Source organism: Pseudarthrobacter sp. LMD1-1-1.1 (genome assembly GCF_040676255.1).
GTDB lineage: Bacteria > Actinomycetota > Actinomycetes > Actinomycetales > Micrococcaceae > Arthrobacter.
The window spans coordinates 243,653-261,811 of the sequence record NZ_JBEGHP010000025.1; the positions used below are offsets into that span (position 1 = coordinate 243,653).

The following is an 18,159-nucleotide window of genomic DNA, read 5'->3' on the forward strand; positions in this document are numbered from 1 at the left end:
CCATGACGGATGCTGTTGCTGCCGGCGGCTACCCCCAGGGCGTGAAACTGGGGGTGGACGTCGGCACCGTCCGCGTAGGGGTGGCCATCTGCGACCGGGACTCCATCCTGGCCACGCCCTACAAAACCCTCGACCGGAATGCCAGGAAAAACTCCGACGTACGCGTCATCGCCAAACTGGCGGAGGAGTTGGGAGCCGTGCAGGTCATCGTTGGCCTGCCGCGGACCATGAAGGGCGAGGAACACTCCTCGGCGAGGATGGCCACGGACTACGCCCTGCTCCTGGCGGCCGAGCTCGCCGCCCGCGGCCTGGCAGTCCCGGTCAACCTGGTGGACGAACGCCTCAGCAGTGTCTCGGCCCACCGCAACCTGCACGAAGCTGGCATGAGCAGCAGGGACCACCGTAAAGTAGTTGATCAGGTCGCGGCGGCGGGGATTCTCCAGCACGCCATCGACATGCAGAAAGCCAGGGGAGCGGATGTCGGCTCACGCGTGACAGCGCCATCCCCGTCCGTGGACCTGGGGGCCGGTGGGGCGGACCAGCCCGTCCGCGCCATGCCCGCAGACACGGCCCAATCTTCACATAATGGAAGGCAACAGTGAGCCCTGCCAACATTGACGACACCTCCGGTCCGCTGGACCCCGGGGCCGCGAGGCCGCTGACCCGCAAGGAACTGCGGGCCCGGGAGAAGAGCCTCAACACCGGAGGCCACGACGCCGTACCCGAGCAGGCCTACGAAACCGGTGACGTCCCGCCGCCGCCCGCAGCTCCTCCCGCGGCCGCGTCTCCCGCGGCCGAATCCACCTTCGCTCCGCTCCCCGCCGCCGGAGACGTTCCGGCTGTTCCGGAGACACCGCCGTCCATCCAGGAAGACCAGCCTGCGCCCGGTTCCTTCGGCAACGATGCCGGCCCCGGTGTGCCGGCCCCTCTCCAGCACCACGACGCCGTCCCCGGGCACGAGGACGCTGCGCACCACGCCGCCCCGGACGCCGTCGGGTACCATCCGGACGACGTCCACCATGCCGGGGCGGACTTCGAGGACCCCGCGCACCGCGACGACGTTTCGCACCCACTGGACAACCACCACTTCGACGCGCACGAGGCGGACCTGCACCACGAGGCCGTCGTGCACGGCCACCAGGAAGGCGTGCACGACGACCATGCGTACCACTCCGCCGGATACCACGAGGACCCCCACGCGGACGTCCCGCACCAGGACGCAGGCCACGAACTGCTGCCAGGCTCATCGGCCGCCCAGGTAGTGCGGCCGTCCAAAAAGGTCCGGCGCCGCCGCAGGCTGCTGGCCCTGTTCCTGACCCTCGCTGTCTTCGTAACGGCGGTCGCCGTGGGCGCCCAGTTCCTCAAACCCCTCCTGGGCAGCGGCAAGCCCTCGGATTTCCCCGGCCCCGGATCGGGTGAGGTCCAGGTGACCGTCGCCAGCGGTGAAGGGACTCGCTCTGTCGCCACCGAGCTGGAAAACCAGCGCGTGGTCGCCAACGCGGATACATTCATGCAGGCGTTCCACGCCTCCGGCGGGACCCTGTCACCGGGGGACTACACCTTCAAGACCGAGATGAAAAACGCGGACGCCGTCAATGTGCTGCTCGGCAAGGACAAGACCAAAGTCATCTACTTCGCCCTGAGCGCGGGCCTGCGGGTCAACGAGTCCCTGCAGGCAATTTCGGAGGGCTCCGGAGTGTCAATGCAAACGCTGCAGGCGCTCAGCAACCAACCAGCTCAGTTCGGCCTGCCCGCCAACGCCAAGAACCTTGAAGGCTACCTGGCCCCCGGCGAGTACCGCTTCCCGCTGGGCACGCAAGCCAAGGACATCCTGCAGGCCTTGGTCAAGGCCACCACCGACGAACTGGTATCGCAGGGCATCACGGACCCTGCCAAGCAGTATGAGGCCGTCATTGTGGCAAGCATCGTCCAGGCCGAGGGTGGGCAGGCCGACTACGGCGACGTGGCCGGCGCCATCTACAACCGCCTCAAGCCCAACGACCAGACCGGCGGCTTCCTGCAGGTTGACTCTGCCGTCACGTATGGCCTTGGTACCCGAAGCTTCAACTTCACGGATGAGCAGCGGCAGGACAAGTCCAACCCGTACAACACCTACGCGAATCCCGGATTGCCGCCAGGACCCATCGGCTCACCCGGCAAGACCGCCATTGATGCGGCCGCCCGGCCGAAGGCGAATGACTACCTGTACTGGGTGACCATCAACCTGGACACCAAGGAGACGAAGTTCGCCAAGACACTGGCCGAACACAACGCCTACGTGGAGCAGTACAACGCGTGGTGCCAGGCCAACGCGGGCCGCTGCACATGAGCCTGCGGGCTGCCGTCCTGGGCCACCCGATCAGCCACTCGAAGTCCCCGGCGCTGCACCTGTCCGCCTATGAGCGGCTGGGTGCGGGCATCAGCTACACGGCCATCGACGTCACGGAGGCCTTGCTGCCGTCCTTCATGCGCCAGATCCGGAACCAGCCGGGCTGGCGCGGGCTCTCGGTGACCATGCCGCTGAAGACGGCCATGCTCGGCGAGGTGGACGAAGTGCGGGGCGTGGCACGCACCCTCGGAGTGGTGAACACTGTCACTTTCGAGGAATCCGCCGGCGGAGTGAAGACTGTGGGCTCCAATACGGACGTGACCGGCATCGTCAACGCCCTGCGCCACGCCGGTACCCGGGCAGCACCGTCCGCCGTCATCCTGGGCGGCGGCGGAACAGCGGCATCCGCGGTCGCGGCCCTGAAGGAACTGGGCACCGGCAGCGTGCAGGTCTTTGTCCGTGATGCGTCGCGGACAGCAGACGTCCGCTCCGCGGCGGACAGCCTGGGCGTGGCCCTTGAGGTGCGCCCGATGGTGGGTGCGGCCCGCCCCACGGCGGATGCCGACGTCGTCATTTCCACCCTGCCGCCCCGCGCCGCAGATGGACTCGCCGCCGAAATTGCGGCGCTGAAGACCAGGACGCCCGGCGTCCTGCTGGACGTTGCCTACGATCCGTGGCCCAGCCTCATCGCCTCGGTGTGGCAGGCCGGCGGGGGCGCCGTAGTGCCAGGCCTGGAGATGCTGCTGTACCAGGCCGTGGAACAGGTGCGGCTCTTCACCCGCCGCGGGGAAGACGTTAACGCACCTGTCATAGATGTGATGTGTGACGCAGTCGGCCTTGCCCGACGGGCGTTGTGACCGCCCTACGTGGCAGGATGGAAATTATGCGTTGGTTGACTGCCGGTGAATCCCATGGCCCGGCTCTGATGGGAATTATTGAAGGCGTCCCCGCCGGTGTTGAAATCACCGGCGGACACATCGCAGACTCCCTGGCCCGCCGCCGGCTTGGCTACGGACGCGGCGCTCGGATGAAGTTCGAACAGGACGTGGTCACTATCCTTGGCGGCGTCCGCCACGGCCTGACCCAGGGCGGTCCCGTCGCCATCCAGGTGGCGAACACCGAATGGCCCAAGTGGGAGCAGATCATGTCCGCCGACCCCGTGGACCCCGAACTCCTCGCCGACCAGGCACGCAACGCACCCCTGACACGCCCCCGCCCGGGCCATGCCGATTTCACGGGCATGCAGAAATACGGCTTCGATGAGGCCCGTCCCGTGCTGGAGCGTGCAAGCGCCCGCGAAACCGCCACCCGCGTGGCGCTGGGCACGGTGGCCGCGCAGTTCCTCAAGCACCTCGGCATCGAACTTGTCAGCCACACCGTGTCCATTGCCAGCGTGACGGTGCCCGAAGGCCGCCCGCTGCCCGTGCCCGGCGACGTCATTGCCCTGGACACAGACCCCTTGCGCTGCTTCGACCGCGAAACCTCCGACGCCATGGTGGCCGAGGTGGACGCTGCGCACAAGGAAGGCGAAACCCTAGGCGGCGTAGTGGAGGTCCTGGCATACGGACTCCCGCCCGGACTGGGCAGCTACGTGCACTGGGACCGCCGGCTCGACGCCAGGCTGGCCGCGGCACTCATGGGCATCCAGGCCATCAAGGGCGTGGAGGTCGGTGACGGCTTCCTGACCGCTGCCCGCCGCGGCTCCGCCGCCCACGACGAAATCGTCCGCGACGGTGACGGCCGGATTGTCCGCGCCAGCAACCGTGCCGGCGGCATCGAAGGCGGCATGAGCATCGGTGATGTCCTCCGCGTCCGCGCAGCCATGAAGCCCATCGCCACGGTTCCGCGCGCCCTGCGGACCATCGACGTCAGCACCGGCGAACCGGCCAAGGCACACCACCAGCGTTCGGACGTCTGTGCAGTACCGGCCGCCGGCGTGGTGGCCGAGGCCATGGTGGCCCTGGTCCTCGCCGAGGCCGTCATCGAAAAGTTCGGCGGTGACTCAGTGGCGGAAACCGCGCGCAACATCAAGGGTTACCTGGACAACATCCCGGCATCCCTGGACTCGATCGGCCAGTAGTGCTCCACCGCAGCAGTCCCGCACCCCTCGGCGGCCGGCCGATAGTGCTCATCGGCCCCATGGCGGTAGGCAAATCGGCCATCGGCCAGCAGCTCGCGCAGCAGCTGGGGGCCCGGTTCATTGACACTGACGCGGTCATCGTCGCCGGCCACGGCTCCATCGCCGATATCTTCGCGGGGCGCGGCGAGCACGCGTTCCGGGAGATCGAAGCCCGCACCGTCGCTGACGCCGTGGAGGAAGCCGAAGGGACCCTGACCGTCATTTCGCTGGGCGGCGGTGCGGTGCTCGACTCGGGCACGCAGCAGCTGATCAGCCGCTGCACGGTTGTCTACCTGGAGTGCGACGCCGATACCGTGGCGGACAGGATCGCCCGGAACTCCGGCCGCCCGCTCCTCGCCGGCGACGCCATGGGCCGCTGGACAGCAATGTTCGCCACCCGCAGGCCGGTCTACGAGAGGCTGGCCGACATCACCCTGGACGTCCGCCACGGCTCGGTACCCGAGCTTGGCGGCCGGCTGGAAGCAGCACTGCGGAACCACGCAGCTGCCAAACAGGAAGTTGAAAAGTGAACACGCAATCAACAGTCATCAACGTCACCGGCGAAGGTGCCGGCAACAACTACGGCGTCGTCGTCGGGCGCGGCCTGCTTGGTGACCTTCCCGGGCTGCTCGGAGAGCGGGTCCGCCGGGTCCTGGTGATCCACCCCCGCGCCCTGCGCCTCACCGGTGACACCGTCCGCGACGAACTCGCAGCCGCCGGCTTCACGTCCCTCACCGCCGAAATCCCGGACGCTGAAGAAGGCAAGCACATCCAGGTGGCCGCCTTCTGCTGGCAGGTCCTTGGCCAGAACGATTTCACCCGTTCGGATGCCATTGTCGCCGTGGGCGGGGGAGCAGTGACCGATCTCGCAGGCTTCGTCGCCGCCACCTGGCTGCGCGGAGTCAAGGTCATCCACATGCCCACCAGCCTGCTGGGCATGGTGGACGCCTCCGTGGGCGGCAAGACCGGCATCAACACCGCCGAAGGAAAGAACCTCGTAGGCTCCTTCCACCCGCCCGCCGCCGTCCTGGCGGACCTGGACACCCTGGACACCCTGCCGAAGAACGAAATCATTTCAGGCCTGGCCGAGGTCATCAAGTGCGGTTTCATCGCCGATCCCGCCATCCTTGACCTGGTGGAAAAGGACCCCGTCGCAGTGGTGGACCCCCGCTCCGACGCGCTCCGCGAGCTGATCGAGCGGGCTATCGCCGTCAAAGCCAAAGTGGTCTCCGAGGACCTCAAAGAGTCCGGGCTGCGGGAAATCCTGAACTACGGCCACACCCTGGGCCACGCCATCGAACTGGTGGAACGCTACTCCTGGCGGCACGGGGCCGCGGTCTCCGTGGGCATGATGTTCGCGGCGGAACTTGCCCGCAGCGTGGGGCGGCTCAGCGATACCGACGCCGACCGGCACCGGAGCATCCTGGACGGGCTTGGGCTTCCGGTCACCTACCGGCGGGACCGGTGGCAGGGCCTGCTGGACGGGATGCGCCGCGACAAGAAGTCCCGTGGGGACCTGCTGCGCTTCGTTGTCCTGGACGGCATCGCCAAGCCGGGAATCCTCGACGTCCCGGACACGTCGCTGCTGTTTGCGGCCTACCAGGAAATTGCTTCCTGATGAAGGGCGACATGAGCGGCACCGGAGACTGGCCCGAGGCAGGGTTCCCGGGTATCCGGATCAACCCGGACACCCTGCGGCCGCAGATCGTGAATGAGGACGCTGTCCGCGACGCCTTGGCCGCCTCCACCGATCCCGCAGACCCGATTTTCGTGCTGCTGGTTGAGGGCCACGCGTCCGACGCCGCCGAACTGCTGGCCGAAGCCCGCTTCAAGGACCCGGAATCGTTCCGGCTGCGCGTTTTCGAGGCCGAGGTGCTGAGCGTCTCCCACCGGATGGACCGCGCCATCGAACTGTTCCGCCAGCTTGTGGCGGAGGTGCATGGCACCTCCCGGGAAGCGCTGGCCCTGCAATACCTGGGACGGACGCAGTATGCGGCCGGGCACACCTCCGCGGCCGTTGAATCCTTCTCCAAGGCACTTGACCTGCGGGTGGCGCAGTCCGCCGATGCCGCCCAGATCTACTCCTCCACGGTGGCCCTGCAGCGCGCCCGGGACGTCCTGGACCTGGCCTGCTGATCCGGGGCCCGGTGGCCGCGGAAAGGCTGCCCGGGATTTACCGGTAGAATGGTTGTGGAATTTTTGCATCCACGCGATTTTTGACAAACACGTGCAGGCGGGCCGTTGTGGCGTGCCCGCCCGGCATACAGCATCTGACCACGCGGCCAGACAAAGAAACCAGAGGAAACCAGTGGCAACCACTAACGACATTAAGAACGGAACGGTCCTGAAGCTCGAGGGCCAGCTCTGGAACGTCATCGAATTCCAGCACGTCAAGCCCGGCAAGGGCGGCGCCTTTGTCCGGACCAAGATGCGCAACGTGATGTCCGGCAAGGTTGTCGACAAGACGTTCAACGCCGGGCTCAAGATCGAAACGGCAACCGTTGACCGCCGCGATTACCAGTACCTGTACCAGGACGGCGCAGACTTCGTCTTCATGGACACCTCGGACTACGACCAGATCACCGTGTCCGGCGCCACCGTTGGTGACGCCACCAACTTCATGCTCGAGAACCAGATGGTCAACATCGCCATCCACGACGGCAACCCCCTCTACATCGAACTGCCGCCGAGCGTTGTCCTGGAAATCACCTACACGGAGCCGGGCCTGCAGGGCGACCGCTCCTCCGCAGGCACCAAGCCCGCCACCCTGGAGACCGGTTACGAAATCCAGGTCCCGCTGTTCATCGAGAACAACACCAAGGTCAAGGTGGACACCCGCGACGGCAGCTACCTGGGCCGGGTTTCTGAGTAGTGAGCGCCCGCGGTAAAGCCCGCAGCAGGGCACTGGATGTTCTTTTCGAAGCGGAGCAGCGCTCTGTTTCGGCGTTCGACGTGCTTCGCGCACGCCGGGAAAAGACCGACCAGGTGGTCAACCCCTACACCTTGGAAATTGTCGAAGGGGTAGTGTCCCAGCAGGCCGCCATCGATGAGTTCCTGGAGACGTACTCGCAGGGCTGGACCCTGGAGCGCATGCCGTCCGTGGACCGCATCATCCTGCGCATCGGCACCTGGGAGCTCCTGTACAACGACGACGTCCCCGATGGCGTGGCGGTCAGCGAGGCTGTTGCGCTGGCCAAGACACTGTCAACGGACGAGTCTCCGCAGTTCATCAATGGCCTTTTGGGCCGGCTGCAGCAGCTGAAGCCTTCGCTGCTCGCCTAGCCTCCCCGCAGGACAACGCGAAAGGGCCCCGCCACAGGCGGGGCCCTTTCGCGTTCCCACGGGTGCAGGTTCAGCCGGCCACGGCCGCGCGCAGGGCGAGGATCCGCTGCAGCTGCTGCCGCTCCTCGGCCTGGTGGAGCGGCACGTCCCGCCCGCTGAGGATGCGCTGCCGGGTATTGGCAAGCTGGGTGGCGGCTTTCATGAACTGCTTCATCTGCGGCTTCCGGCCGGAGTTCGCAGCCCAGGCCAGGGCAGTCCGCCGGCCGCCCAACGTGGCCAGCAACTGGACCTCGGCCGGGGTGAACCAGCCCGCCGCCGAGTACTCCATCAGCCGCTGGCGCGTCAGCCTCTTTTCGGCCACCCGCAGGAAGATGATGCCGCCCACGGCCAGGACGAAGATCGGCACCTGGACCACGATGTAGTCCAGCAGGAAGCCCTGGCCCATGCTGTTCCACCTGTTGTGCAGGAACATGGCCGGCAGCAGTCCCACGAAGAAGGCGCCAATGGACGCGCCGGTTTGCCAGCGCCGTGCGGCGAAGCCCATGACAAGTCCGGTGGTGCCGGTGAAGATGGCATGCGCGAACGGGGACATGACTCCGCGGAGGAAGAAGACCTGCGCAAAGTCACTGGCCGGTGACGCCGACTCCGCAATGGCCCGGCCGAAATAGAGGATGTTCTCGGTGAACGCGAACCCGCCGGCGATGGTGAAGGCAAACACCACGCCGTCCACGGGGCCGTCGAAATGCCGCCGCGCCGCGAGCAGGAGGATCAGCAGGCCAAGGGACTTGGCGAATTCCTCCACGATGGGCGCCTGCACCGTTGCCATATAGGTCTGCAGGTCAGGCTGGTCGGTGAACTGGAATGCGATGACGAAAAACGGCTGGATCAGCAGGGTGACCGCCACGGACACCGCCGCGCCCCACGTAAAGGCGAAGAACAGCAGGCGTTTCGGCTCCGGCTCCCACCTGTCGATGATGTGGACCGCCGTCAGGACCACAGCCAGCGGAACCAGGGACGCCAGGAAACCGATCAGGAATCCGGCGGCGCCCGTGTTGGACAAAAGGAACGGCACCACCAGGAAAAGGCTCAGGAAAGCGAGCACGCCGCCGGCAACCGACAACCCCACCAGCCCTCCACGGGCCCGCGTCGCATGCAGCACCGTCCCCTGGGCCTGGGCCGGCACCATCACGGCCAGCGGCTGGCCCTGGTGGCCCGGGGCAGCCCGGTAGTGTTCCGGCTGCACATGGCCCATCCAGCTGGGGTTGGCCTGCTGGGGCAGCGGACGGTAGCCGCCGCGGTAGTGGTCGTCGGGGAGGCCGGAAGGAGGCTGCTGCGGGTACGTCGGCATACCCGAAAGCCTAAGCGGGTGCTGCCGCACCACAAAGGACCCGGCCTCCAGGGCCGCTGGAATGTGATCAGCGCCGCGTTGTCCGGGCGCCGGCCCGGCAGAGACCGTGTGGTAATTTTGAACAGCAAACATTCCTTTTTTAATTCCGTCCTGTGAGGCGGGGAAAGGGGAGACGAGCGTTGACATCTGTCACCAGCGCACCGGTTCCAGCCAGGGTTGTCCTCAGCCAGGCGGACATTGACCGGGCCCTCACTCGTATCGCCCACGAGATCCTCGAAGCCAACAAGGGATCCCGGGACTTGGTCCTGTTGGGCATTCCCCGCCGCGGTTACCCGCTGGCTGTCCGGCTGGCCGAAAAGATCGCCGCCGCGGACAACACCGTTGACGCCGCTGCCATTGTGGGCCAGCTGGACGTCACCATGTTCCGTGACGACCTGTCCCACCAAGGGACCCGGCCGCCGTACCCCACCAGGCTGCCCCGCACCGGCATCGACAACAAAGTAGTGGTGCTGATCGACGACGTCCTGTACTCGGGCCGCACCATCCGCGCCGCCCTTGACGCCCTCGTCGACCTCGGCCGCCCCCGTATTGTCCGGCTCGCGGTCCTGATTGACCGGGGCCACCGCGAACTTCCCATACGCGCAGACCATGTAGGCAAGAACCTGCCCACCTCCTCAGCCGAGAAGGTCCGGGTCCGGCTGGAGGAAACGGACACGTCCGACGCCGGAGCGCCCGTCAACGAAGTCGTGATTGAGGGTGGCGCATGAAACACCTCCTGTCCACCGGGGACCTCAGCCTTTCGAACGCCATCCGCATCCTGGACACCGCCGAGGAAATGTCGGCCGTGGGGGAGCGGGAAGTGAAAAAGCTTCCGGCATTGCGCGGCCGCACGGTCGTCAACCTCTTCTTCGAGGACTCCACCCGCACCCGCATCTCCTTCGAAGCCGCGGCCAAGCGGCTGTCGGCGGACGTCATCAACTTCGCCGCCAAGGGATCGTCCGTTTCCAAGGGCGAGTCCCTCAAGGACACTGCCCAGACCCTGTCCGCCATGGGGGCGGACGCCGTCGTCATCAGGCACTGGGCTTCCGGCGCGCCGCACCGGCTGGCTGCCACCGACTGGATCGACGCCGCCGTCATCAACGCCGGCGACGGCACCCATGAGCACCCCACCCAGGCCCTCCTCGATGCCTTCACCATGCGCCGGCACTGGGCCCGCCTGGCCGGGACCGATTCCCAGGGTACGGACCTCAAAGGCATGCGGGTCGCCATCGCAGGCGATGTCCTGCACTCCCGCGTGGCGCGTTCGAACGTGTGGCTGCTCCGTACCCTTGGCGCGGAGGTCACACTGGTGGCGCCCCCCACCCTGCTGCCGGTCGGCGTCGACAAATGGCCCTGCAGCGTCAGCTACGACCTGGACCAAACCCTCGCAAACGGCGTTGACGCCGTCATGATGCTCCGGGTCCAGGGCGAACGCATGAATGCATCGTTCTTCCCGAGCACCCGAGAATACTCGCGCCGCTGGGGCTTCGACGACAACCGGCTCCGGGCCCTCGATGACCTCGGCATGACGGACACCATCATCATGCACCCGGGCCCCATGAACCGTGGCCTGGAGATCAGCGCAGCCGCCGCGGATTCACCCCGCTCCACCGTCCTTGCCCAGGTCCGCAATGGCGTGTCCGTGCGGATGGCTGCACTGTACCTGCTGCTCTCCGGGGACACCCGGGAACCAGCCGCAACCCGGGCGCCGGCCTACGCCGCCGCCCTGTCCACCAAGGAGAGCAACTGATGGCAGGCAACACCGGAACGTACCTCATCCAGGGCGCCGCCATCCTGGGCGGCGACCCCACGGACCTGCTGGTCCGCGACGGCATCATCGCCGAGATCGGCCACGGGCTCTCCGCTGACGGTGCCACCGTCATCGACGCCGCCGGCCTGGTGGCCCTGCCCGGCATGGTTGACGTCCACACGCACCTCCGCGAACCCGGCCGTGAAGATGCCGAAACCGTGGAAACCGGAACGCGTGCCGCGGCGCTGGGCGGTTACACCGCGGTCCACGCGATGGCCAACAGCACGCCCGTCGCCGACACCGCGGGTGTGGTGGAACAGGTCTACACGCTGGGCCGCGCCGCCGGATGGGTGGACGTGCGCCCGGTGGGCGCCGTCACCGTTGGCCTGGCGGGGGAGCAGCTGGCTGAGCTGGGCGCCATGGCCGATTCCCGCGCCCGGGTGCGCATGTTCTCCGACGACGGCATCTGCGTCCACGACCCCGTGCTGATGCGCCGCGCGCTGGAATACGTCAAAGCGTTCGACGGCGTGGTGGCCCAGCACGCGCAGGAACCCCGCCTGACCGCCGGGGCCCAGATGAACGAGGGCGACGTCTCCGCCGTCCTCGGCCTCACCGGCTGGCCAGCCGTGGCCGAGGAAAGCATCATCGCCCGCGACGTCCTCCTGGCCCAGCACGTCGGCTCCCGCCTGCACGTGTGCCACGTGTCCACGGCCGGTTCGGTGGAAATCATCCGCTGGGCCAAGGAACGCGGCATCGACGTCACGGCCGAAGTCACGCCGCACCACCTGCTGCTGACCGACGACCTCGTGCGCAGCTACGACCCCGTCTTCAAGGTCAACCCGCCCCTGCGCACCGACGCCGATGTCCAGGCATTGCGCGCAGGCCTGGCAGACGGCACGATCGACGTTGTGGGCACCGACCACGCACCCCACCCCAGCGAGCACAAGGAATGCGAGTGGGCGCAGGCTGCCATGGGCATGACCGGGCTGGAAACGGCTCTGTCCGTGGTCCAGCACGCCATGATCGAGACCGGCCTGATGACCTGGGCGGACTTCGCCAGGGTCACCTCCACCGCAGCCGCAAAGATCGGCCGCCTGGCTGACCAGGGCCGCCCTATCGAGGCAGGCGAACCCGCCAACCTGATCCTGGTGGACCCGGAGGCGCGGTGGACGGTTGATCCCTTCACCATGGCCACCATGGGCCGCAACTCGCCCTTCAAGGGCCGCGAACTGCCCGGCAAGGTGGTGGCCACCTTCTTCAGGGGACACCCCACCGTCCTGGACGGCGCCCTCAACAGCCCGCACCCGGATGCCGCCGCAACACCGGCAGGCGTTGCCTGATGGACAAGATCCTTCCCGGACTTGCCATGCTGGCGGTGGCCGGCGTCGTGTTTGTCCTCATCGCCGTGGGGTGGCGCAACCGCCTGAGGCGCCAGTCCGACGTCGAACAGCTTCCCCAGGTGCCCACAGCCCCCGGCGAGCCGACAGCCGCCGCCGAGGGGCAGTACGTGGCCACCACGACGGCCGGTGACTGGCTGGACCGGATCGCGGTGCACGGGCTGGGCATCCGCACCAACTCGACCCTAGCGGTCTACCCCCACGGCGTCCTCTATGAACGCTCCGGCGCTCCTGCCCTGTATATCCCGGCGGCGTCCCTCACCGGCGTCCGGCAGGACAGCGGCATGGCAGGGAAGTTCGTGGAAAAGGACGGCCTGCTGGTGATCGCGTGGACGCACGGCAAGCATGAACTGGACACCGGCTTCCGGACCCGCCGCGCCGCGGACAAGGACGTGCTGTACCAGGCCCTTCAGGAATTGATTTCGTCAGCCCCAGCGGCTGGTGCCACCAGTGGAAAGTAAGACAGTGAAAGCGAATACATTGACAGCAACCACCTCCGCTCCTGTGTCAGCCCCGGCTGCGCTGGTTCTCGAAGACGGGCGCATTTTCCGCGGCACCAGCTACGGCGCCACCGGCACCGCCCTGGGCGAGGCCGTCTTCGCCACCGGCATGACCGGCTACCAGGAAACCATCACCGACCCGTCCTACGCCCGGCAGCTGGTGGTCCAGACCGCCCCGCACATCGGCAACACCGGCGTGAATGATGACGACGCCGAGTCCCGGCGCATCTGGGTGGCCGGCTACATTGTCCGCGACGCAGCGCGCCGGCCCTCCAACTGGCGTTCCGAGCGGTCGCTGGATGAGGAACTGGTGGCCCAGGGCATCGTCGGCATCCAGGGTGTGGACACCCGCGCCATCACCCGGCACCTGCGTGAGCACAAGACCATGCGCGCCGGCATCTTCTCCGGCGAGGCGGCGCAGGGCACCGACAAGGAGCTGCTCGACGCCGTCCTGGCCAGCGCCCCCATGGAGGGTTCGCGCCTGGCCGAGGAAGTCAGCGTCGACGAAGCCTACGTGGTGGAACCGAAGGACCACGGCTGGGAGGGCGAACCCCGCTTCAGCATCGCGGCGATCGACCTCGGCATCAAGGCCATGACCCCGGTACGGTTCGCCGAGCGCGGCGTCCGCGTCCACGTACTGCCTGCCACCGCCACCCTGGAGGATGTCAATGCCGTCAACCCGGACGGCTTCTTCATGTCCAACGGCCCGGGCGACCCCGCCACGGCCGACGCCCAGGTGAAGCTCCTGCGCTCCGTCCTGGATGAGAAGCTGCCCTACTTCGGCATCTGCTTCGGCAACCAGATCCTGGGCCGGGCCCTGGGCTTCGGCACCTACAAGCTCCGCTACGGCCACCGCGGCATCAACCAGCCCGTGATGGACCGCCGCACCGGCAAGGTGGAAATAACCTCCCAGAACCACGGCTTCGCCGTGGACGCCCCGCTCGACGGCGCCACCCAGGCTCCGGAGGCACGCTACGGCCGGGTGGAAGTCAGCCACATCAGCCTGAACGACGACGTCGTGGAAGGCCTCGCCTGCCTGGACATCCCGGCCTTCTCCGTCCAGTACCACCCCGAGGCTGCGGCCGGCCCCCACGACGCCGCCTACCTGTTCGACCGGTTCATCGACCTCATGGGCGACGCCAAGAACGCTGACACCAAGACCGCCACCGACAACAAGACTGAGGACAAGAAGTAATGCCGAAACGTACAGATCTCAAAAGCGTCCTCGTCATTGGTTCCGGCCCGATCGTCATCGGCCAGGCCGCCGAGTTCGACTACTCCGGCACCCAGGCACTGCGGGTCCTCAAGGAGGAAGGCCTCCGCGTCATCCTCGTGAACTCCAACCCGGCCACCATCATGACCGACCCCGAGTTCGCCGACGCCACCTACGTTGAGCCCATCACCCCCGAGGTGGTGGAGAAGATCATCGCCAAGGAACGTCCCGACGCCGTGCTGCCCACCCTGGGCGGTCAGACCGCGCTGAACACCGCCATCGCCCTGGACAAGAACGGTGTGCTGGAGAAGTACAACGTGGAACTGATCGGCGCCAACATCGCCGCGATCGAGCTCGGCGAGGACCGCGAGAAGTTCAAGGGCGTCGTGGAGCGCTGCGGCGCCGAATCCGCCCGAAGCCACATCATCCACAGCATGGACGAGGCCCTCACGGCGGCCGTGGACCTGGGCTACCCCATGGTGGTGCGCCCGTCCTTCACCATGGGCGGCCTGGGCTCCGGCTTGGCCTACAACGAGGATGACCTGCGCCGCATCGTCGGCCAGGGCCTGCAGTACAGCCCCACCAGCGAGGTGCTGCTCGAAGAGAGCATCCTGGGCTGGAAGGAATACGAGCTCGAAATGATGCGGGACAAGAACGACAACGTGGTTGTCGTCTGCTCCATCGAGAACTTCGACCCCGTGGGTGTGCACACCGGTGACTCCATCACCGTGGCCCCGGCACTGACCCTCACCGACCGTGAGTACCAGAAGCTGCGCGACGTTGCCATCGCCGTCATCCGCGAGGTGGGTGTCGACACCGGCGGCTGCAACATCCAGTTCGCCATCGACCCGGCCACCGGCCGCGTGGTGGTCATCGAGATGAACCCGCGCGTCTCCCGTTCTTCGGCACTGGCGTCAAAGGCCACCGGCTTCGCCATCGCCAAGATTGCCACCAAGCTCTCGCTCGGCTACACCCTGGACGAGATCCCCAACGACATCACGCAGAAGACCCCTGCGTCCTTCGAACCCACCCTGGACTACGTGGTGGTCAAGGTCCCGCGGTTTGCCTTCGAGAAGTTCCCGGCGGCGGACAACACCCTCACCACCACCATGAAGTCCGTCGGCGAAGCCATGGCCATGGGCCGCAACTTCACCGAGGCCCTGCAGAAGGCCCTGCGCTCCCTGGAGCAGAAGGGTTCGCAGCTGGACTTCAGCAGCGTCCCGGAATGGGAAGTCGCCGAACTCATCGAGAAGGCGAAGCGCCCCACTACGGAGCGCCTCCACCAGGTCCAGCGCGCCCTCCTGGGCGGCGCCACCGTGGAACAGCTTTTCGAAGCCACCAAGATCGACCCCTGGTTCCTGGACCAGCTCCAGCTGCTCAATGAGATCTCCCACGAAATCCGCCAGGCCGGCGCCTTGACCGCCGACATGCTTAAGCGCGCCAAGCGCCACGGCTTCTCGGATGAGCAGATCGGCGCCCTGACGCACAACTCCGAGGCAGTGGTCCGCGGGGTCCGCCAGGCGCTGGGCATCCGCCCCGTCTACAAGACCGTGGACACCTGCGCCGCGGAGTTCGCCGCCTACACGCCGTACCACTACTCGGCCTACGACGAGGAGGACGAGGTCGCGCTGCACTCCAAGCCGTCCATCATCATCCTCGGCTCCGGCCCCAACCGCATCGGCCAGGGCATCGAGTTCGACTACTCCTGCGTCCACGCCTCCATGGCGCTGCGCAAGGCCGGCTACGAGACCGTCATGGTCAACTGCAACCCGGAAACCGTCTCCACCGACTACGACGTCTCCACCCGCCTGTACTTCGAGCCGCTGACGCTCGAGGACGTGCTGGAGGTCATCGCGGCCGAGGAACGCACCGGCGGCGTCATGGGTGTCTTCGTCCAGCTCGGCGGCCAGACCCCGCTGAAGCTCGCGCAGCAGCTCGCCGATGCCGGAGTGCCGATCCTGGGCACCTCACCGGAGGCCATCGACCTCGCCGAGCACCGCGGCGCGTTCTCCCGCGTCCTGGACAAGGCCGGCCTGGTGTCGCCCAAGAACGGCACCGCCGTCTCCTTCGAGGACGCCAAGAAGATCGCCGACGAGATCGGCTACCCCGTCCTGGTCCGCCCGTCCTACGTGCTGGGGGGCCGCGGCATGGAAATCGTCTACGACGAGCCCAACCTCTCCCGCTACATCGCCAACGCCACCGAGATCACCCCGGACCACCCGGTGCTGATCGACCGGTTCCTGGAGGACGCCGTCGAGATCGACGTCGACGCCCTCTACGACGGCACGGACATGTACCTGGGCGGCATCATGGAGCACATCGAGGAAGCCGGCATCCACTCCGGCGACTCCGCCTGCGTCCTGCCGCCCATCACGCTGGGCAGCAATGTCATCGAGCGCGTCCGGGTGGCAACCCGTGCCATCGCCGAGGGCGTGGGCGTGCGCGGGCTGATCAACATCCAGTTCGCGCTGGCCTCGGACGTGCTGTACGTCCTGGAAGCCAACCCCCGCGCCTCGCGCACCGTGCCGTTCGTGTCCAAGGCCACCGGCGTCCAGATGGCCAAGGCCGCTGCCCTCATCGGCACCGGCGTGACCATCAACCAGCTCCGCAGCGCCTACAAGATGCTGCCGGAAACCGGTGACGGCTCGACCCTGCCGCTCGACGCCCCCGTGGCCGTCAAGGAAGCAGTGCTGCCGTTCAGCCGGTTCCGCACCCTTGAAGGCAAGGTGGTGGACTCCCTGCTCGGCCCGGAAATGCGCTCCACCGGCGAAGTCATGGGCATCGACAAGCACTTCGACACCGCCTTCGCCAAGAGCCAGGCCGGCGCCAACAACGCCCTGCCCACCGAAGGCAAGGTGTTCGTCTCCGTGGCCAACCGCGACAAGCGTTCCGTGATCATGGGCGTCAAGCGGCTCTCCGACCTCGGCTTCGAGATCGTCTCCACCGGCGGGACCGCCGACGTCCTGCGCCGCAACGGCATCCAGGCCACCCCGGTGCGCAAGGTTGCCGAGGGCAGCAGCGCCGAGGGGGAGGGCACCATTGCCGACCTCATCGTGGCCGGCGAGATCGACATGGTCTTCAACACGCCCTCCGGCGGCGAAGCCCGCAGCGACGGCTACGAGCTCCGCGCCGCGGCAACGTCCATCGGCATTCCGTGCATCACCACGGTGGCCGAGTTCAACGCCGCCGTCCAGGCCATCGAAGCCATGCGCACCTACGAGTGGTCTGTCACCAGCCTGCAGGAGCACGCTGCAGCGCTGGCCGATTCGCAGAAGGCGGCCCTGCAGCATGCCTGAGCAGGCAGCCACTGCCGGCCGGGAGTCCTTTGGCTCCCGGCTCGGCGCGGCCATGGCCGCCCGTGGTCCCCTTTGCGTTGGCATTGATCCCCACCCGGCGCTGCTGAAGAGCTGGGGACTGGACGACGACGCCGCGGGGCTTCGGCGGTTCTCGCTGACGGTCCTGGAGGCAGTGGCTTCGCTCGCTGCCGCCGTGAAGCCCCAGGTGGCACTTTACGAACGCCACGGTTCTGCCGGCATGGCGGTGCTGGAGGAGGTCCTGGCCACGGCCCGGGACGAATCCGTGCTCAGCATCGCCGACGCCAAGCGCGGCGACATCGGATCCACCATGGCCGCCTATGCGGACGCGTGGCTGCGCGACGAGTCTCCGCTCGCGGCGGACTCCGTCACGCTGAGCCCCTATCTCGGCTTCGAGTCCCTTCGCCCCGCGCTGGACCTCGCGGCGGAAACCGGGCGGGGTGTGTTCGTGCTGGCATTGACGTCCAACCCCGAGGGCGCCTCCGTCCAGCACGTCGGCGGAAGGGATTCCGTGGCCCGCAGGATCACGGAGTCCGCGGCAGCGGAGAACTCCCGGTATCCCGGAAGCCTCGGTTCCGTTGGCCTGGTGGTCGGCGCTACGGTCGGCGGCGCCCTGGAAGACCTGGGACTGGACCTTGCTGCGGTCCGCGGCCCCATCCTGGCGCCTGGCCTCGGGGCCCAGGGGGCAACACCGGCTGACCTGCGGGCCACCTTCGGCGCTGCATACCCGCTGGTCCTGGGAACGTCCAGCCGCGACATCCTGTCGGCGGGACCGGAAACCCGGGGCCTGCGCGAGGCCGCGCTGCGGACGCTGGACGGACTGCGGGGCGAATAGGCCTGCAATTGTCCGGATGCATTGATTCAGGCT

The 18,159-nt window shown here is 67.4% G+C and carries 17 protein-coding genes; 16 read left to right on the forward strand and 1 reads right to left on the reverse strand.

Annotated features, from left to right (window positions below; all coding sequences use genetic code 11):
• Window positions 1–2: 2 nt before the first annotated feature.
• The 9 genes from ruvX (at window position 3) to nusB (ending at window position 7,730) form a co-directional block, all read left to right on the forward strand.
• Entirely contained in the window at window positions 3–602 is a 600-nt protein-coding gene (gene ruvX, locus MRBLMD1_RS19860) for a Holliday junction resolvase RuvX (protein WP_159631908.1), read from the forward strand.
• Window positions 599–2,329, forward strand: a complete 1,731-nt coding sequence (gene mltG, locus MRBLMD1_RS19865; protein ID WP_364402848.1) for an endolytic transglycosylase MltG — start codon at window positions 599–601, stop codon at window positions 2,327–2,329. The genes ruvX and mltG overlap by 4 nt, the downstream gene beginning before the upstream one ends.
• Window positions 2,326–3,186, forward strand: a complete 861-nt coding sequence (locus MRBLMD1_RS19870; protein WP_224026154.1) for a shikimate dehydrogenase — start codon at window positions 2,326–2,328, stop codon at window positions 3,184–3,186. The genes mltG and MRBLMD1_RS19870 overlap by 4 nt, the downstream gene beginning before the upstream one ends.
• Window positions 3,187–3,209: 23 nt before the next feature.
• Window positions 3,210–4,409 carry a chorismate synthase gene (aroC, locus tag MRBLMD1_RS19875; RefSeq protein WP_224027151.1) on the forward strand — a complete coding sequence of 400 codons (1,200 nt, stop codon included), beginning with the start codon at window positions 3,210–3,212 and terminating at the stop codon, window positions 4,407–4,409.
• Window positions 4,409–4,978, forward strand: a complete 570-nt coding sequence (locus MRBLMD1_RS19880) for a shikimate kinase (protein WP_159631911.1) — start codon at window positions 4,409–4,411, stop codon at window positions 4,976–4,978. Before aroC ends, MRBLMD1_RS19880 begins: the two co-directional genes overlap by 1 nt.
• Window positions 4,975–6,066 (forward strand): 3-dehydroquinate synthase, encoded by a 1,092-nt coding sequence (aroB, locus tag MRBLMD1_RS19885; protein ID WP_364402852.1) that lies wholly within the window; start codon window positions 4,975–4,977, stop codon window positions 6,064–6,066. Before MRBLMD1_RS19880 ends, aroB begins: the two co-directional genes overlap by 4 nt.
• Window positions 6,066–6,584, forward strand: coding sequence for a tetratricopeptide repeat protein (locus tag MRBLMD1_RS19890; RefSeq protein ID WP_159631913.1), 519 nt, complete (start codon window positions 6,066–6,068; stop codon window positions 6,582–6,584). Before aroB ends, MRBLMD1_RS19890 begins: the two co-directional genes overlap by 1 nt.
• Before the next feature lie 172 nt (window positions 6,585–6,756).
• Window positions 6,757–7,320, forward strand: coding sequence for an elongation factor P (gene efp / locus MRBLMD1_RS19895; protein WP_141160347.1), 564 nt, complete (start codon window positions 6,757–6,759; stop codon window positions 7,318–7,320).
• A complete protein-coding gene (nusB, locus tag MRBLMD1_RS19900) occupies window positions 7,320–7,730 on the forward strand; it encodes a transcription antitermination factor NusB (protein ID WP_141160348.1) in 411 nt (136 codons plus the stop codon). The genes efp and nusB overlap by 1 nt, the downstream gene beginning before the upstream one ends.
• 70 nt (window positions 7,731–7,800) lie before the next feature.
• Here nusB and MRBLMD1_RS19905 read toward each other — a convergent pair whose 3' ends face one another.
• Window positions 7,801–9,078: a PrsW family intramembrane metalloprotease gene (locus tag MRBLMD1_RS19905; RefSeq protein ID WP_364402857.1), complete on the reverse strand. Its 1,278-nt coding sequence runs from the start codon at window positions 9,076–9,078 to the stop codon at window positions 7,801–7,803.
• Between the two features lie 179 nt (window positions 9,079–9,257).
• Here MRBLMD1_RS19905 and pyrR point away from each other — a divergent pair, with 179 nt between their 5' ends.
• From pyrR to pyrF, 7 genes are read left to right on the forward strand one after another with little or no spacing between them, the layout of a single operon-like run.
• On the forward strand, window positions 9,258–9,845 hold the full coding sequence (pyrR, locus tag MRBLMD1_RS19910; protein ID WP_141160350.1) for a bifunctional pyr operon transcriptional regulator/uracil phosphoribosyltransferase PyrR: 588 nt from the start codon (window positions 9,258–9,260) through the stop codon (window positions 9,843–9,845).
• Window positions 9,842–10,867 carry an aspartate carbamoyltransferase catalytic subunit gene (locus MRBLMD1_RS19915; RefSeq protein ID WP_159631915.1) on the forward strand — a complete coding sequence of 342 codons (1,026 nt, stop codon included), beginning with the start codon at window positions 9,842–9,844 and terminating at the stop codon, window positions 10,865–10,867. Before pyrR ends, MRBLMD1_RS19915 begins: the two co-directional genes overlap by 4 nt.
• Window positions 10,867–12,207, forward strand: coding sequence for a dihydroorotase (locus MRBLMD1_RS19920; RefSeq protein WP_364402860.1), 1,341 nt, complete (start codon window positions 10,867–10,869; stop codon window positions 12,205–12,207). The genes MRBLMD1_RS19915 and MRBLMD1_RS19920 overlap by 1 nt, the downstream gene beginning before the upstream one ends.
• A complete protein-coding gene (locus tag MRBLMD1_RS19925; RefSeq protein WP_364402863.1) occupies window positions 12,207–12,725 on the forward strand; it encodes a hypothetical protein in 519 nt (172 codons plus the stop codon). The genes MRBLMD1_RS19920 and MRBLMD1_RS19925 overlap by 1 nt, the downstream gene beginning before the upstream one ends.
• Entirely contained in the window at window positions 12,706–13,959 is a 1,254-nt protein-coding gene (gene carA, locus MRBLMD1_RS19930) for a glutamine-hydrolyzing carbamoyl-phosphate synthase small subunit (protein WP_307490609.1), read from the forward strand. Before MRBLMD1_RS19925 ends, carA begins: the two co-directional genes overlap by 20 nt.
• Complete coding sequence (gene carB / locus MRBLMD1_RS19935; RefSeq protein ID WP_364402867.1) at window positions 13,959–17,273, forward strand: carbamoyl-phosphate synthase large subunit; 3,315 nt, start codon at window positions 13,959–13,961, stop codon at window positions 17,271–17,273. Before carA ends, carB begins: the two co-directional genes overlap by 1 nt.
• Window positions 17,266–18,126: an orotidine-5'-phosphate decarboxylase gene (gene pyrF / locus MRBLMD1_RS19940; protein WP_364402870.1), complete on the forward strand. Its 861-nt coding sequence runs from the start codon at window positions 17,266–17,268 to the stop codon at window positions 18,124–18,126. The genes carB and pyrF overlap by 8 nt, the downstream gene beginning before the upstream one ends.
• Window positions 18,127–18,159: the final 33 nt, after the last annotated feature.

What these genes read in the sequence shown, in the direction of transcription:
- ruvX (WP_159631908.1), top strand. Translation starts at nt 3, where the DNA reads ATGACGGATGCTGTTGCTGCCGGCGGCTACCCCCAGGGCGTGAAACTG.
- MRBLMD1_RS19870 (WP_224026154.1), top strand. Translation starts at nt 2,326, where the DNA reads ATGAGCCTGCGGGCTGCCGTCCTGGGCCACCCGATCAGCCACTCGAAG.
- MRBLMD1_RS19890 (WP_159631913.1), top strand. Translation starts at nt 6,066, where the DNA reads ATGAAGGGCGACATGAGCGGCACCGGAGACTGGCCCGAGGCAGGGTTC.
- MRBLMD1_RS19905 (WP_364402857.1), bottom strand. Translation starts at nt 9,078, where the DNA reads ATGCCGACGTACCCGCAGCAGCCTCCTTCCGGCCTCCCCGACGACCAC.
- MRBLMD1_RS19915 (WP_159631915.1), top strand. Translation starts at nt 9,842, where the DNA reads ATGAAACACCTCCTGTCCACCGGGGACCTCAGCCTTTCGAACGCCATC.
- MRBLMD1_RS19920 (WP_364402860.1), top strand. Translation starts at nt 10,867, where the DNA reads ATGGCAGGCAACACCGGAACGTACCTCATCCAGGGCGCCGCCATCCTG.
- MRBLMD1_RS19925 (WP_364402863.1), top strand. Translation starts at nt 12,207, where the DNA reads ATGGACAAGATCCTTCCCGGACTTGCCATGCTGGCGGTGGCCGGCGTC.
- carB (WP_364402867.1), top strand. Translation starts at nt 13,959, where the DNA reads ATGCCGAAACGTACAGATCTCAAAAGCGTCCTCGTCATTGGTTCCGGC.
- pyrF (WP_364402870.1), top strand. Translation starts at nt 17,266, where the DNA reads ATGCCTGAGCAGGCAGCCACTGCCGGCCGGGAGTCCTTTGGCTCCCGG.